The organism is Escherichia sp. 93.1518, assembly GCF_013368915.2.
GTDB classification, from domain to species: Bacteria; Pseudomonadota; Gammaproteobacteria; order Enterobacterales; family Enterobacteriaceae; genus Escherichia; species Escherichia ruysiae.
Map to the genome: position 1 here is coordinate 230,499 of NZ_JABWMT020000001.1, position 14,480 is coordinate 244,978.

Sequence of the window (14,480 nt, forward strand, 5' to 3'; positions counted from 1 at the left end):
TCAAAAAACGTAACGGCAGATTTTTTCACTACTGAGATAGGGTAATAATTCCAGTTTGGCGATATGTTCTGCTATAAGGTGTTTTATGTAGTGGGATAGTCCATTATCTGAAAAATAGCCAGTGTAATGTTTTGTAGGTTTCAGGACGGATTGAATCAATGCTTTGTCAAATTTAACTTTTAAAATGCATTGTTTTTACATTTCAGCATCAGTGTGATCTTGATCACGAATGGATAGAAAATTTCGCTATTAAAAAAACAATTAACCTGCATTTTTGGTTATTCACAAACGGATTGCCTGATGATGCCGCAGCGAGGCGGCATCATTAACGTTAGAAAGATGTTTTTGAAGAAGATAAGGAAAGGTAATGGATGGGTAGACGACGCTACCCATTTGTGTCAGATGTCAACTTTCTCTTTGTATTCACAAAGATCTTCAATAATGCAGGAGCCACAGCGGGGCTTGCGGGCGATGCAGGTATAACGTCCGTGAAGAATTAACCAGTGGTGGCAATCGACTTTAAATTCTGCTGGCACCACTTTCAGCAATTTTTCCTCGACCTGCTCGACATTTTTTCCTGGTGCAAATTGGGTGCGGTTGCAGACACGGAAAATGTGGGTATCTACAGCGATGGTCGGCCAGCCGAAAGCGGTATTCAACACCACATTAGCTGTTTTACGTCCTACGCCTGGCAAAGCTTCAAGCGCCGCGCGATCTTCCGGCACTTCGCCATTATGCTGTTCCAGTAAGATACGGCAGGTCTTTATGATATTTTCCGCTTTGCTGTTATAAAGCCCAATAGTTTTGATATAGGTTTTCACCCCTTCGACGCCCAGTTCGAGCATTGCTGCAGGTGTATTAGCCACCGGGTAGAGCTTCGCCGTCGCCTTATTAACGCTGACATCGGTGGCCTGAGCGGAAAGCAGTACGGCGATCAGCAATTCAAAAGGCGAACTGAAATTAAGCTCGGTTGTGGGGTGAGGATTGTTCTCACGCAGGCGTGTGAGGATCTCCAGGCGTTTTGCTTTGTTCATCAGACATTCCCTGTTTCACCGTTCGGCAAGTCGCGTTCGGCGACGGCTTCAGCGCGGCGCTTTTTCATTTTTTCGTCAATCAGATATTTCACTGCCAGCATCAGTCCCAGACCAATAAATGCGCCTGGTGGTAACATTGCCAGCAGGAAAGGTGAATCAGTGTGGAAGATCTCCACCCGCAATACTTTTGCCCAGTTACCCAACAGCGCATCAGCACCGTCAAACAACGTTCCATTGCCGATGATTTCGCGCAGTGAACCCAGCACGAACATTGCGCAGGTTGCGCCCATCCCTATCGAAAAACCATCAAGAGCCGAAAGCGCCGGACCTTTTTTGGCGGCGAAGGCTTCAGCACGACCCACAACGATACAGTTAGTGACAATCAGCGGAATAAAAATCCCTAACGACTGATACAGGCCGAAGGCGTAGGCGTTGATCAGCATCTGTACGGCGCTGACAACCGAGGCGATGATCATCACGTAGATCGGGATACGGATCTCAGCTGGCGTCCAGTGACGCAGTGTCGAGATAGTCAGGTTGGTAAGCGTCAGCACCAGCGTCGTCGCAAGCCCTAAACCCAGTGCGTTGGTGGCAGTGGACGTGACCGCCAGCAGCGGGCAGAGGCCAAGCAACTGAACCAGTGCGGAGTTGTTCTTCCATAACCCCTGAACAATAACGTCTTTAATTTCGCTCACGGTTTATTCTCCACAGGCAGGAAGTTGAGAAAGTTGTGCCGGTAACGTCTGAGCGTACAATCCGGCGCGTTTTACCGCATTCACCACCGCGCGAGGCGTAATCGTCGCGCCAGTAAACTGGTCGAAATCACCACCATCTTTCTTCACCGCCCAGTGTGCGTCGTCAGCACCGCTGATTTTTTTACCTGCAAAATGGGTGATCCAGTCTGAAAGGCGCAGTTCGATTTTATCGCCAAGCCCTGGCGTTTCGTGATGTTCTGTCACGCGCGTGCCAAGTACCGTGCCGTTAAAATCGGCTCCCACCAGTAGCTGAATCGCACCGGAATAGCCATCCGGCGCGGTCGCCTCCAGAACGGCGGCTACCGGCTTGTCATCCTGTTTAGCGATGTAAACCCGATGCTCACCTTTACCTAACTCTGGTGCCGTCACCAGGTAGCAACTCTGCGCCAGCGCATTGTTATAGCGTTCGGCTGGCAGCACCTGATCAAATAACGCCTTTTGTTGCAGGCTGGCCTGTTCGGCAATCGTCGTTTTGGTCATCTGGTTGATGGCCGCCGTTAAACCTGTTGAACCCGCAGCAAACAGCGCCAGTGTAATACCGTGTTTTCGGATAGTTTTCAGCATGGTTTATCCTTTGCGATGGCCGTAGACGCGCGGACGCGTGTAGTAATCGATCAGAGGAACCGTGATGTTCGCCAGCAAGACAGCAAAAGCCACGCCGTCAGGATAGCCGCCGAAACTGCGGATCAACCAGACTAATAAGCCCGCCAGCGCACCGAAAATCAGACGACCACGATTGGTCGTAGAAGCGGTCACCGGATCGGTCAGAATAAAGAATGCGCCGAGCATGGTCGCGCCAGAAAGCAGATGAATTTGCGGTGATGCCAGTGTTTCTGGTGAAAACAACCAGCCCAACGTTGCGCATAACGCCAGCGTTACTAAGAAGCTGACCGGAATATGCCAGCGAATCGCTTTCTGCCATAGCAACCACACGCCGCCAACCAGCCAGGCGAGGTTTACCCATTGCCAGCCAGCACCCGCCAGAATACCGCTGTAGATCGGATACTGCATAATCTGCTCAACCGAATGACCGGCGCGGACAGAAGTTTTGAACGTATCCAGTGGCGTTGCCTGGCTAATGCCATCAATACCTAAGCGTAGCGTGTTCATATCACCGCCGCTGGCAGTATGACCGCTGAAGATAACCTGTATGGCGTCGATGAAGCCAGGAATGTTGACCGCAATTTCATGCGGTGGCAGCCAGCTGGTCATCTGCACCGGGAAGGAGATCAGTAAGACCACATAGCCAATCATCGCCGGGTTAAACGGGTTTTGCCCCAGACCGCCGTATAACTGTTTAGCGATGATCACCGCAAACACCGTACCCAGCACGACCATCCACCACGGTGCGAGGGGCGGAATACTTACGGCGAGTAACAGCCCTGTTAAAAGCGCCGAATTATCTTTCAAGGTTGTGGAAACAGGCTGTTTGCGCAGTTTAAGTACAAGAGCTTCGGCTAACAGTGCACTGATCGACGCCAGGAGGATCTGAACGAGAGTACCCCAGCCAAAAAACCAAAGTTGCGCAGCGATTCCGGGCACGGCTGCGATCAGTACCAGCAACATAATGCGCGATGTCTGGCGCTGGTTATGGGTATAAGGGGAGCTAGCTATTCTGAATACCATTTAGTCCTCGTTTACAACCTTTTGCTGGGCGGCTTTTTTGGCCTGAACGCGGGCTATAGCCGCAGCAACTGCCGCTTTGCGCGGATCGACCTGTTCTTCTGGTTCTGCATTAGCCTGTTGCTGTTCCAGTTTGCGTGCTTTGGCGCGGGCAATAGCGGCTTCAACGGCGGCCTTGCGCGGATCAACCTGTTCTTCTGGTTCTGCGTTTGCCGGCTGCTGTTCCAGCTTACGTGCTTTGGCGCGGGCGATAGCAGCTTCAACGGCGGCTTTGCGCGGGTCGACCTGTTCTTCTGGTTCTGCGTTTGCCAGCTGCTGTTCCAGTTTGCGTGCTTTGGCGCGGGCGATAGCAGCTTCAACGGCGGCCTTGCGCGGGTCGACCTGTTCTTCTGGTTCTGCGTTAGCCTGCTGCTGCTCCAGCTTGCGTGCTTTGGCGCGGGCGATAGCGGCTTCGACGGCGGCCTTGCGCGGGTCAACCTGTTCCTGCGGCGATTCGTTAGCAGGTTGTTGTTCCAGCTTGCGTGCTTTCGCTCGAGCAATTGCGGCCTCTACTGCCGCTTTACGTGGATCAGCAACGCTTGCGGCGTCGTTAGTTTGCTGCAATTCTGCCTGTTTTGCTCTGGCTTGTGCTTTACGGGCTTCCCGTGCCGCAATAATCGCGCTGTTATCCGGGCGTTCGCCCGCTTTAATCACAATCGGTTGCGTGGCCTGAGCTTGTTTTTCTTTCACACGTGCCAGTGCGGCAGCAATCGCATCTTTGTCTTTGGCTGCCGGTTGAACTGCTGCGCTCTTATGTCGTTCAAGACGCGCAGCTTTTTCGCGTTCCAGACGTGCCTGACGAGCTTCAAAACGCGCTTTAGCTTCTGCGGCGCGTTTCTCTTCCTGACGAATGGCGACAATCTCGGCTTTTTCCTGACGGAAATATTGCACCAGGGGAATATTACTCGGGCAAACCCACGCGCAGGCACCGCATTCAATACAGTCGGCAATGTTGTGCGTGGTGGCTTTGTCGTGCTGTTGACCTTTGCTGAACCAGTACAACTGCTGCGGCAAAAGATCCGCAGGGCAGGCATCGGCACAGGCGCTACAGCGGATGCAGCTTTGTTCTTCCTGTGGTTCGCCCAGTTCACTGGCGGACGGAGCTAACAGGCAGTTGGTGATTTTGACTACCGGTACATCCAGCCACGGTAAGGTAAAGCCCATCAGCGGGCCGCCCATAATCACCATTTGATCGGCAGAAGGGCAGAATCCGGCATCGTTCAATAAATGACGCACCGGCGTACCCAGACGCGCCCAGACGTTGCCCGGACGAGCAATCGCTTCGCCGGTCAGCGTCACCACGCGCTCGGTAATCGGTTCACCATCGATTACTGCGCGTTTTACTGCGTAAGCCGTACCAACGTTTTGCATTAACACGCCGATATCCGATGAGCGACCGCCGTGCGGTACTTGTTTCCCGGTCAGGATGTACGTTAGCTGTTTGGCGCCGCCGGAAGGATATTTGGTTGGAATCACCCGCAGAGAAATATCGTGGGAATCCGCCAGCACCGCGCGAAGCATGGAGATCGCCTGAGGTTTGTTATCTTCAATACCGATAAGGATTTCGCGCGGCTGTAGGATATGCGCAAGAATGCGAATGCCTTCTACGACCTGAGCAGCGCAATCCTGCATCAGACGGTCATCAGCGGTAATATACGGTTCGCACTCGGCTGCGTTAATAATCAAGGTTTCGATTTTATCGCCGCCGCCCTGCAATTTAACGCCTGTCGGGAAGCCTGCACCACCCAGCCCGGCGACGCCAAACTGATGAATGCGTTCAATTAATTCTTCCCGGCTTCGTGAGCGGTAATCAGCCCAGCCGTCACGTGGGAACCAGCAATCTTCACCATCGGCATCAATAATCACGCTTAATTCAGCTAAGGCTGAAGGATGAGCCGTCGAGTGGGGTGCAATAGCCGTAACCGTGCCAGACGTTGGCGCGTGAACCGGCAGCATTTTGCCGCGACCACGGGTAAGCGGCTGACCGCGCAATACTTTATCGCCGACGTTAACACACAGCTCACCTTCAGCACCAATATGCTGTTTCAGTGGCATGACAAAACGCTGCGCCAATGGAACCTGGCGCAGGGGAGTACCGTTGGACTGAGTTTTCATCTCCGGTGGATGGATGCCGCCGTTGAAATCCCAGATTTTATTTTTTTTGAATGCAGAGAATAACTTAAGCATGGTGTTCCACGGGAATAATGCGCACGGGAATGGTGTTCAGATCCCATTTCCAGGAGTCAGGCGTTTCTGCGACCGGTTGCAACGAGATGCAGTGCGTCGGGCACGGGTCAACGCATAAATTGCAGCCCGTACAGAGATCACTCATTACCGTATGCATGGCACGGGTAGCGCCAACGATGGCGTCTACCGGACACGCCTGAATGCACTTGGTGCAGCCAATACAGTTATTTTCATCAATAACCGCCACCATCCGCGCAGGCGTCAACTCTTGCGCATCGCCATCCAGCGGCTGCGGCTCGACATTAAGCAGTTCGGCAATTTTTAGCATTACAGCTTCGCCGCCAGGGGCGCAGCGGTTGATTTTTTCACCATTACAGCTGATGGCTTCCGCATACGGGCGACAGCCAGGATAACCGCACTGCCCACACTGGCTCTGCGGTAAGATTTCGTCAATTTTCTCAACGACCGGATCGTCTTCCACCGCAAAACGGCGGGAGGCATAACCCAGAATGGCGCCAAACGCCAGACCCAGCAGGCTCACGGCGGCAACGGCAATCCAGATAGCATTCATTACAACTTCACCAAACCACTAAAGCCCATAAAGGCCAGAGACATAAGACCTGCGGTAATGAGAGCAATGGCATTACCGCGAAAAGGTGCCGGGACATCAGCCACAGCAAGGCGTTCGCGAATGGCGGCGAAAAGCACCATCACCAGCGAGAAGCCGACAGCAGCAGAAAAACCGTACAGTGCCGACTGCAAGAAATTGTGTCCGAGATTGATATTCAGCAATGCCACGCCGAGCACCGCACAGTTGGTGGTGATAAGCGGGAGAAAAATCCCCAGCAGTCGGTAAAGCACCGGGCTGGTTTTACGTACCACCATCTCGGTGAACTGCACGACCACGGCAATCACCAGAATAAAGGCCAGGGTGCGCAGGTAAATCAGATCGAGTGGGATCAAAATCCACGTGTCGATAAGCCAGGCGCAAATAGACGCCAGCGTCATCACAAATGTTGTTGCCAGCCCCATGCCCATTGCGGTTTCCAGCTTTTTGGAAACGCCCATAAACGGGCAAAGCCCCAGAAACTTGACCAGTACAAAGTTATTGACCAGTACAGTTCCGACAAACAGTAACAGGTAGTCAGTCATTTTTCGGCCTGAAATAAAAAAGCCGCCTATTATCCGTTAATCCAGAGCAGGCGACAACAGGTTAACTGTAAGGTTATTACGGATTCACAAACGTCGCTTTCACCCGCGACGAGCGTTTGAAATAGGGGACGATCAATGCGGTTGCCAGCAAAGTAAACAGCAACTGGCGAACGGCGACACCATCTTCAACTGGCGAAAACGCGAAGGCTTTAACCGCCAGTAATACGGAAATCAGTAACCAGATAATATAGTGTTTAGGAACACAACGCCGACGTTTAAAGAATGCAATAGTTAACCACAAGGTGTAATACCACATGGCAATGGCGGTAATAAACGAAACGCCCCATAAGATTTGCGTCGTTAGTGTTTGTTCGCCGAGCGTTTTAAATGTTTGAGGAGAGGATAACGCTGCACAGTACAGCAACAACGCCAGCGTCGTACTCAATAGGGCGACTAACAGCCAGGCTAACGGGCCAAGCAACCAGCCTCCAATACGTTGTGGCGTTGTGGTGGTCATACGTTCTCCAGAATAGCGACAGCAAACAGGCAAATCTAATTTTAGGGGCGTTATTATAAGGCTTTTATAACCGATCGCTACTTTCTTTATTGAACATAGTGCCAGACGGACTTTGGAACCTGGCCAAGGTCAAACAATCGACCGCCAGAGACCAGCTCAGCACGGCGGTGATCGGCTGCGCGATACATATTGATAATATCCTGATCGTCCGTCAGGGTGTAATTAAGGTGGTCGTAGAGTTTTTCCAGACTTTCGAGAGAATTGATTTTACGAAACTTTAATAAGTATTCCTGAGCAGTCATAAAAGATCCATAAAATAACTAATACCAAAGTGGTAGGCGTTATATGTTATGATAAAATTTCACCAGCGGTGAACGCTTTTGCAATAACAATAATAAGAATGCGCTGATGGCAAATATTCAGGGATGAAATACTGCTAATAAAAGAGTAACGCGCTTTACTATCCCTGACAATCGTCAACTCCACCGAGCAAGATAATAAATTCCTGGTTTAAATACCTGTCAAGTTAAAACATGCACCCGAATGGCTGCATGTTGTCTTGCAAACGCAGAGATTACTTGTGTTGCACCTGGGTACTCTGTTCTGGCGGCTGGTAGTTGTCAATGTGACTCGCCACGCCAAGAAGAATGACTGAAACAACAAGAACGATCCAACCTGTTAATTCAATAAGACGATTCATTACTGCCCACATCTATGTTGATTGATCCATTTACTAAGGCCGTAAATGTTACTTAGCAATAATTGCTCCAGCAAGATTTTTACTGATGTTTTTGCGATATTTATCTTTTTCCTTCGGAAAATTAGCTATTTTTTTGACTTAAGTTAAATAACATCCCTTATTGCAGGCAGGTTATTAAACTGTTGAGAGAGGGTAAAGGATAGTGTCAAATAGCAATCATACTTTAATGAGAGGCAATGACATGAGCGACAACATCCGTGTTGGGTTGATTGGGTACGGTTATGCGAGTAAAACCTTCCATGCGCCCCTGATTGCGGGCACGCCCGGGCTGGAGCTGGCAGTTATCTCCAGCAGTGACGAAACAAAAGTAAAGGCCGACTGGCCAACGGTTACGGTTGTCTCTGAACCGAAGCATCTCTTTAATGATCCCAATATTGACCTGATTGTCATTCCTACGCCCAACGATACTCATTTTCCGTTAGCGAAAGCGGCGCTGGAAGCGGGTAAACACGTAGTCGTTGATAAGCCCTTTACCGTGACACTGTCACAAGCGCGGGAGCTGGATGCGCTGGCAAAAAGCCTTGGACGCGTGTTGTCCGTGTTTCATAACCGTCGCTGGGACAGCGATTTTCTGACGCTGAAAGGATTACTTGCGGAAGGTGTGCTGGGTGAGGTTGCTTACTTTGAGTCACATTTTGATCGTTTCCGTCCGCAGGTACGCGATCGCTGGCGTGAACAGGGCGGTCCTGGCAGCGGTATCTGGTACGATCTGGCACCGCATCTGCTCGATCAGGCCATTACGTTGTTTGGCTTACCTGTCAGCATGACCGTGGATTTAGCACAGTTACGCCCAGGAGCGCAGTCGACCGATTATTTCCACGCCATTTTGTCCTATCCACAGCGGCGGGTTATTTTACACGGCACTATGCTGGCGGCAGCAGAGTCGGCGCGTTATATCGTTCATGGCTCTCGCGGCAGCTATATTAAATATGGCCTCGATCCACAGGAAGAACGCTTGAAAAATGGCGAGCGTCTGCCACAAGAGGATTGGGGCTATGATATGCGTGACGGCGTACTTACCCGCGTTGAAGGTGAAGAACGTGTCGAAGAAACACTGCTCACGGTGCCGGGAAATTATCCGGCTTACTATGCTGCTATTCGTGATGCGTTGAATGGCGATGGAGAAAATCCGGTTCCGGCAAGTCAGGCAATCCAGGTGATGGAGCTGATTGAGCTGGGCATTGAATCCGCCAAACATCGCGCGACGCTGTGTCTGGCGTAAATAATGTAGACATTCTTGATGAGTTTAATGCCTGATACGACGCTTACGTGTCTTATCAGGCATGTTCTTATTTCGCTGCTACTTTTTCTTTCAGTGCGCGTTTTTCCTCTGCGCTGAGGAAAGCCATTTCCAGACCATTAATCTGCGCCTGGCGGATTTGCTCGCGGGATAACCCAGCAGCCGGCGCGGCAACGGTATATTCGTGAATGATATCCACACCCTGTACGCCTGGATCGTCAGTGTTAATGCTGGCACAAATACCATGCTCAAGGAACGTTTTCAGCGGATGTGCCGCCAGAGACGCTACGGTGCTGGTCTGAACATTTGAGGTCAGACAAGATTCAATACCAATTTGCTGTTCAGCGAGGAAATCCATCAGCGCCCGATCTTCAATGGCTTTTACGCCATGTCCAATACGCTGCGCCCCCAGTTCACGAATAGCCTGCCAGATGCTTTCTGGCCCGGCGGCTTCGCCTGCATGGACAGTAATATGCCAGCCTGCATCACGCGCGCGATTGAAGTGAGAAAGGAACAGACTCCCCGGGAAACCAAGCTCATCACCGGCTAAATCCAGTGCGGTAATCTGATCGCGGTGAGCCAAAAATGCTTCCAGCTCTTGCTGACAGGCGGCTTCGCCAAAGGTTCGGCTCATAATACCGATAAGTTTCGCCTGCACGCCAAAGGTGCGGCAGCCTTCACGTACGCCATCAATGACTGCTTCGACGACGCCAGCGACAGGCAGCTGATGCGCCATCGCCATGTAACCCGGCGAAAAACGCAGTTCAACATAGTGCAGGCCATTACGGGCGGCATCTTCTATATTTTCAAACGCCACGCGACGGCAGGCGTCGAGCGTGGCAAGAACTTTAACGCCCCAGTCGAGTTTGGTCAGAAAGCTAACCAGATCGGGTTCGTTGGCGATGACCTGAACGTGAGGGATCAACGTTTCCAGGGACTGTGCAGGAAGCGAGATATTATACTGGCGGCCAAGTTCAAGAATGGTCTGGGGACGAATGTTGCCATCAAGGTGGCGATGGATATCGGTTAATGGCAGGGTTGTATCAATCATGGTCGCACTCTTTTTCTGTATATAAAAGTGCGCACCATTATAAAAACAAAACCGGGTGAAAATCTACGATTGCGCAACGATTATTTACGTTGCGCAATCGTAATCAACGTACAGTTCGGATGGCGTTAATCAAACCGGCAACACCTTTTTCCAGTTTTGAACGCGGGCATCCTGCATTGAGACGAACAAAGCCACGACCCTCTTCACCGTAGGTATATCCCGGCATGATCGCTACTTTTTCTTGCTTAATCAGGGCTTTTTGCAATGCGTTGTCGTCTATATTTAACGGACGTAGATCAAGCCAGGCAAGATAAGTGGATTGTGGGATCTGCCAGTTGAGTTCCGGGAACGCTGCATTCATCGTATTTGCGATATATGTCAGATTGTCTTTCAGATAGACACGTAAGGCATCCAGCCACGGCGCGCCTTGTTGATAGGCGGCAATATGGGCGGTAAGCGCCAGTACGGCTGGTGAGGACAATCCATCACGACCTTTCAGTGCCGATAAATACGCCTCGCGACTATCGCTATTTTCAATGATGCCGTAGGCTCCGGTCAGAGCGGGTATGTTGAAGCTTTTTGAGCCTGAGGTCAGCAGCGCCCAGTTTCCGCGCGCCACGTTACTCCAGGGAATATGCGGTTGCTCGCCCCATACCATATCCATATGGATTTCATCGGAGATAACGCGCACATCATGCCGCTCGCACAGGTCTGCCATTATCTCCAGTTCGTCACAACTCCAGACCTTACCGGTGGGGTTCTGCGGGCTACACAGGAGCATAATTTTACACTCCGGTTTTGCCAACACCGCTTCCAGTTTGGTCATATCGCAAAACCAGCCGTCTGCCCGTTTCTCTAAAGCAACGGGCATCACGGTGCGCTGATTACCTTCGATGGCTTTGTAAAATGCGTCGTAAGCTGGGGTATGGATCACTACACCTTCACCGACAGCAGACCACTGGCGAATCAATTCCGACACCATATAGATAACAGAAGGACCATAAACCACCGACTGCGTATCAATGGCGGTGTTATGCTGGGTGGAGAACCAGTGGGCAATAGCCGCGAGAAACTCATCGTTTTTCCAGCGGCTGTAGCCAAATACACCGTGCATCAGGCGTTGATTAAGCGCCCCGATAATGCAGGGGGCGGTGGCAAAATCCATGTCTGAAATCGTGAACGGTAACAGGTCAGCAGTGCCGAAACGGTCAGCGACATAGTCCCACTGTGTACACCATGTTCCATGACGATCCACGACCTTTGAAAAATCGAACATATTTTATCCTTATGCCTGAACAGTACGCATCAGACCAGCCATTTCGTCTTTTACAGACTGAACTTGCGGCCCGATAACAACCTGCAGGTTATGTTGATTAAGTTGTACTACGCCAATTGCCCGATTGTCCTTTAGCGCCTGCACATTAACAAGCGACATATCTTTCACTGACAAACGCAGGCGGGTAATGCAGTTATCCAGGCTGACAATATTGTCGGCACCGCCTAAGGCTTCGAGAATTGCTGGAACGTTGTAACCTGATTTACCCGGCGCACCAGCAACGGCTTTTTCGATTGAGCTGGCAACTTCACTGTCGCGCCCCGGGGTTTTCAGATTGAAGCGGGTGATAGCGAAACGGAAGATGAAGTAGTAAACGACAAACCAGATTGCCGCCACCACTGGCACCATGTACCACTTAGTCGACAGGCCATGCAAAATACCGAACACCACAAAGTCGATGATATTGCCGTCGGTATTACCGATGGTGACGCCGAGCACAGACATGACGGTGAAGCCGAGGCCGGTTAACAGCGCGTGGATCACATACAGAACTGGGGCAACGAACAGGAACAGGAACTCCAGCGGTTCGGTAGTGCCGCCAACAACACAGGCGATCAGACCAGAAATCAGCAGACCTTTAATTTTATGACGGTTTTCCGGGCGAGCACATTGATACATGGCTAATGCAGCACCTGGCAGACCGCCGAGGAATGCAGGCATTTTACCCTGGGAGAGGAAACGCGTGGCGCTTTCAGAGAAACCGTGAGTGGTCGGGCAGCTTAATTGCGCCTGGAAGATGGTGAGTGCGCCGCTGACGGTTTGTCCACAGACTTCCTGCGTGCCGCCCGCGTCGGTAAAGCGAATTAATGCCACCAGAATGTGATGCAGACCAAACGGCAACAGCAGACGTTCACCCGTACCAAACAGCATAGGTCCGAAATCACCCGCGCTGTTGATCATATGACCTAAGCCGCTAATACCCATGGCAAAAATCGGCCAGACTAACGGAATCACCAGACCGACAAGACCCATCACCAGCGAGGAGATAATTGGCACGAAGCGCGTACCGCCGAAGAATGCCAGCGCATCCGGCAGGCGGATATTATGGAAACGCTCATGCAGCATCCAGACGATAATACCGGCGATCACCGCACCGAGGATCCCGGTGTCGATCGACTGGATCCCAAGAATGCTCTGGATGTTATTGGCTTTCAGAACGGCTGCATCGGTGGTTGGCAGAATGCCTTTATTGGTCAACCAGAAGTTAACCGCCAGGTTCATTACCGCATAACCCACGAAACCAGCGAACGCCGCTACGCCTTTGTTCTCTCGCGCCAGTCCTAGCGGGATCGCAATACAGAACATCACCGGCAGAAAGCTAAAAGCGAACGAGCCAATTTTACTCATCCAGGTAAAGATAGCCTGCAACACGGGGTTACCCAATGCCGGGATGAGGGTGATGACATCATGGCTACTAAGGGAACTACCAATCCCTAACATAATTCCGCAGAACGACAGTAATGCGACGGGTAACATAAAGGTTTTGCCTAACTGCTGGAAAAATTCCCACAGCGTGACTTTCGGTGCTGCTTTCGCCGTCATAAAACGACTCCTTGTTAAGAACAGTCTGGATTCAATAAATTGCGCGAGAAGATAAAACGTTTTATCAAACTTTAGTGAGGCATAAATCACATTACGCGACGATAATAGCGGGTATAAGATAAATTAAAGGTAAAACGTTTTATCTGTCACAAAATCAGGGAGTAGGTCATCTGTATGGCTACCGCCAAAAAAATCACCATTCATGATGTTGCGCTGGCTGCGGGAGTATCGGTCAGTACCGTTTCGCTGGTACTTAGCGGAAAAGGACGGATATCTACCGCTACGGGGGAACGGGTTAACGCAGCTATTGAAGAGCTGGGATTTGTGCGTAATCGCCAGGCGTCGGCACTGCGCGGCGGGCAAAGCGGCGTCATTGGTTTGATCGTGCGTGATTTATCTACGTCATTTTACGCTGAATTAACGGCCGGATTGACGGAAGCTCTGGAGGCGCAGGGGCGGATGGTTTTTTTGCTTCACGGCGGTAAAGACGGCGAGCAGTTGGCACAGCGGTTCTCACTGTTGCTCAACCAGGGCGTCGATGGTGTAGTGATTGCCGGTGCGGCGGGAAGCAGCGATGGCCTGCGGCGGATGGCAGAAGAAAAAGGTATCCCGGTGATTTTCGCTTCCCGTGCCAGTTATCTTGATGATGTCGATACGGTTCGCCCGGACAACATGCAGGCTGCACAGTTGTTGACGGAGCATCTCATTCGCAATGGACATCAGCGTATCGCCTGGCTGGGAGGGCAAAGTTCTTCATTAACCCGCGCGGAGCGGGTGGGGGGATACTGTGTGACATTATTAAAATTTGGCCTGCCGTTTCACAGCGATTGGGTACTGGAGTGCGCTTCCAGCCAGAAGCAAGCTGCGGAAGCTATCACGGCACTTTTGCGCCGTAACCCGACTATCAGTGCCGTGGTTTGTTATAACGAAACTATTGCGATGGGGGCATGGTTTGGTTTGCTAAAAGCAGGGCGCCAGAGCGGGGAAAGCGGAGTCGATCGTTACTTTGAGCAACAGGTTTCGCTGGCGGCATTTACCGATGCGACGCAAACCACACTTGATGACATACCCGTTACCTGGGCAAGTACACCTGCGCGGGAACTTGGTACAACACTTGCGGATCGCATGATGCAAAAAATCACCCATGAAGAGACGCATTCACGTAATCTTATTATCCCCGCCCGGCTCATTGCGGCGAAATAATCCTCTCTTTATCTGCTATACCTGGTAGTGTCCTTTCCTCA

The 14,480-nt window shown here is 51.3% G+C and carries 15 protein-coding genes; 2 read left to right on the forward strand and 13 right to left on the reverse strand.

The features are described from left to right. Window positions 1-398 precede the first annotated feature (398 nt). From nth to blr, 10 genes are all read right to left on the reverse strand, one after another. Window positions 399-1,034, reverse strand: a complete 636-nt coding sequence (gene nth, locus HEN21_RS01190; RefSeq protein WP_001030339.1) for an endonuclease III — start codon at window positions 1,032-1,034, stop codon at window positions 399-401. Further along, entirely contained in the window at window positions 1,034-1,729 is a 696-nt protein-coding gene (rsxE, locus tag HEN21_RS01195; protein ID WP_001289641.1) for an electron transport complex subunit RsxE, read from the reverse strand. The genes nth and rsxE overlap by 1 nt, the downstream gene beginning before the upstream one ends. A gap of 3 nt (window positions 1,730-1,732) precedes the next feature. Continuing rightward, window positions 1,733-2,353 carry an electron transport complex subunit RsxG gene (gene rsxG, locus HEN21_RS01200; RefSeq protein WP_000920784.1) on the reverse strand — a complete coding sequence of 207 codons (621 nt, stop codon included), beginning with the start codon at window positions 2,351-2,353 and terminating at the stop codon, window positions 1,733-1,735. A 3-nt stretch (window positions 2,354-2,356) separates the two neighbouring features. Continuing rightward, window positions 2,357-3,415, reverse strand: a complete 1,059-nt coding sequence (rsxD, locus tag HEN21_RS01205) for an electron transport complex subunit RsxD (protein ID WP_000231897.1) — start codon at window positions 3,413-3,415, stop codon at window positions 2,357-2,359. Then, window positions 3,416-5,638, reverse strand: a complete 2,223-nt coding sequence (gene rsxC / locus HEN21_RS01210; RefSeq protein ID WP_176252585.1) for an electron transport complex subunit RsxC — start codon at window positions 5,636-5,638, stop codon at window positions 3,416-3,418. Next, a complete protein-coding gene (gene rsxB / locus HEN21_RS01215; RefSeq protein ID WP_000991799.1) occupies window positions 5,631-6,209 on the reverse strand; it encodes an electron transport complex subunit RsxB in 579 nt (192 codons plus the stop codon). The genes rsxC and rsxB overlap by 8 nt, the downstream gene beginning before the upstream one ends. Then, window positions 6,209-6,790, reverse strand: a complete 582-nt coding sequence (gene rsxA, locus HEN21_RS01220) for an electron transport complex subunit RsxA (RefSeq protein ID WP_000133181.1) — start codon at window positions 6,788-6,790, stop codon at window positions 6,209-6,211. Before rsxA ends, rsxB begins: the two co-directional genes overlap by 1 nt. 76 nt (window positions 6,791-6,866) lie before the next feature. Next, window positions 6,867-7,307, reverse strand: coding sequence for a DUF2569 domain-containing protein (locus tag HEN21_RS01225; RefSeq protein ID WP_010352892.1), 441 nt, complete (start codon window positions 7,305-7,307; stop codon window positions 6,867-6,869). 86 nt (window positions 7,308-7,393) lie between these two features. Next, complete coding sequence (gene ydgT / locus HEN21_RS01230; RefSeq protein ID WP_000126621.1) at window positions 7,394-7,609, reverse strand: transcription modulator YdgT; 216 nt, start codon at window positions 7,607-7,609, stop codon at window positions 7,394-7,396. Window positions 7,610-7,881: 272 nt separating this feature from the next. Then, complete coding sequence (blr, locus tag HEN21_RS01235; RefSeq protein ID WP_032155957.1) at window positions 7,882-8,007, reverse strand: division septum protein Blr; 126 nt, start codon at window positions 8,005-8,007, stop codon at window positions 7,882-7,884. 241 nt (window positions 8,008-8,248) lie between these two features. Here blr and HEN21_RS01240 point away from each other — a divergent pair, with 241 nt between their 5' ends. Continuing rightward, on the forward strand, window positions 8,249-9,289 hold the full coding sequence (locus HEN21_RS01240) for an oxidoreductase (protein WP_001282509.1): 1,041 nt from the start codon (window positions 8,249-8,251) through the stop codon (window positions 9,287-9,289). 67 nt (window positions 9,290-9,356) lie between these two features. Here the strand turns inward: HEN21_RS01240 and add are convergent, their stop codons facing one another. The 3 genes from add to malX form a co-directional block, all read right to left on the reverse strand. After that, window positions 9,357-10,358 (reverse strand): adenosine deaminase, encoded by a 1,002-nt coding sequence (add, locus tag HEN21_RS01245; RefSeq protein ID WP_000567525.1) that lies wholly within the window; start codon window positions 10,356-10,358, stop codon window positions 9,357-9,359. A 103-nt stretch (window positions 10,359-10,461) separates the two neighbouring features. Continuing rightward, window positions 10,462-11,634: a bifunctional maltose regulon transcriptional repressor/cystathionine beta-lyase MalY gene (gene malY / locus HEN21_RS01250; RefSeq protein ID WP_000459419.1), complete on the reverse strand. Its 1,173-nt coding sequence runs from the start codon at window positions 11,632-11,634 to the stop codon at window positions 10,462-10,464. A 9-nt stretch (window positions 11,635-11,643) separates the two neighbouring features. Beyond that, entirely contained in the window at window positions 11,644-13,236 is a 1,593-nt protein-coding gene (malX, locus tag HEN21_RS01255; RefSeq protein WP_176252586.1) for a PTS maltose transporter subunit IICB, read from the reverse strand. A 174-nt stretch (window positions 13,237-13,410) separates the two neighbouring features. On the opposite strand from malX, the gene malI reads away from it, so the two are divergent. Next, on the forward strand, window positions 13,411-14,439 hold the full coding sequence (malI, locus tag HEN21_RS01260) for a mal regulon transcriptional regulator MalI (protein ID WP_176252587.1): 1,029 nt from the start codon (window positions 13,411-13,413) through the stop codon (window positions 14,437-14,439). The last annotated feature ends 41 nt before the right edge of the window (window positions 14,440-14,480 follow it).

Coding starts and splice junctions, on each gene's coding strand:
- nth (WP_001030339.1), bottom strand. CDS start 1,034: ATGAACAAAGCAAAACGCCTGGAGATCCTCACACGCCTGCGTGAGAAC.
- rsxG (WP_000920784.1), bottom strand. CDS start 2,353: ATGCTGAAAACTATCCGAAAACACGGTATTACACTGGCGCTGTTTGCT.
- rsxD (WP_000231897.1), bottom strand. CDS start 3,415: ATGGTATTCAGAATAGCTAGCTCCCCTTATACCCATAACCAGCGCCAG.
- rsxC (WP_176252585.1), bottom strand. CDS start 5,638: ATGCTTAAGTTATTCTCTGCATTCAAAAAAAATAAAATCTGGGATTTC.
- rsxB (WP_000991799.1), bottom strand. CDS start 6,209: ATGAATGCTATCTGGATTGCCGTTGCCGCCGTGAGCCTGCTGGGTCTG.
- rsxA (WP_000133181.1), bottom strand. CDS start 6,790: ATGACTGACTACCTGTTACTGTTTGTCGGAACTGTACTGGTCAATAAC.
- HEN21_RS01225 (WP_010352892.1), bottom strand. CDS start 7,307: ATGACCACCACAACGCCACAACGTATTGGAGGCTGGTTGCTTGGCCCG.
- ydgT (WP_000126621.1), bottom strand. CDS start 7,609: ATGACTGCTCAGGAATACTTATTAAAGTTTCGTAAAATCAATTCTCTC.
- blr (WP_032155957.1), bottom strand. CDS start 8,007: ATGAATCGTCTTATTGAATTAACAGGTTGGATCGTTCTTGTTGTTTCA.
- HEN21_RS01240 (WP_001282509.1), top strand. CDS start 8,249: ATGAGCGACAACATCCGTGTTGGGTTGATTGGGTACGGTTATGCGAGT.
- add (WP_000567525.1), bottom strand. CDS start 10,358: ATGATTGATACAACCCTGCCATTAACCGATATCCATCGCCACCTTGAT.
- malY (WP_000459419.1), bottom strand. CDS start 11,634: ATGTTCGATTTTTCAAAGGTCGTGGATCGTCATGGAACATGGTGTACA.
- malX (WP_176252586.1), bottom strand. CDS start 13,236: ATGACGGCGAAAGCAGCACCGAAAGTCACGCTGTGGGAATTTTTCCAG.
- malI (WP_176252587.1), top strand. CDS start 13,411: ATGGCTACCGCCAAAAAAATCACCATTCATGATGTTGCGCTGGCTGCG.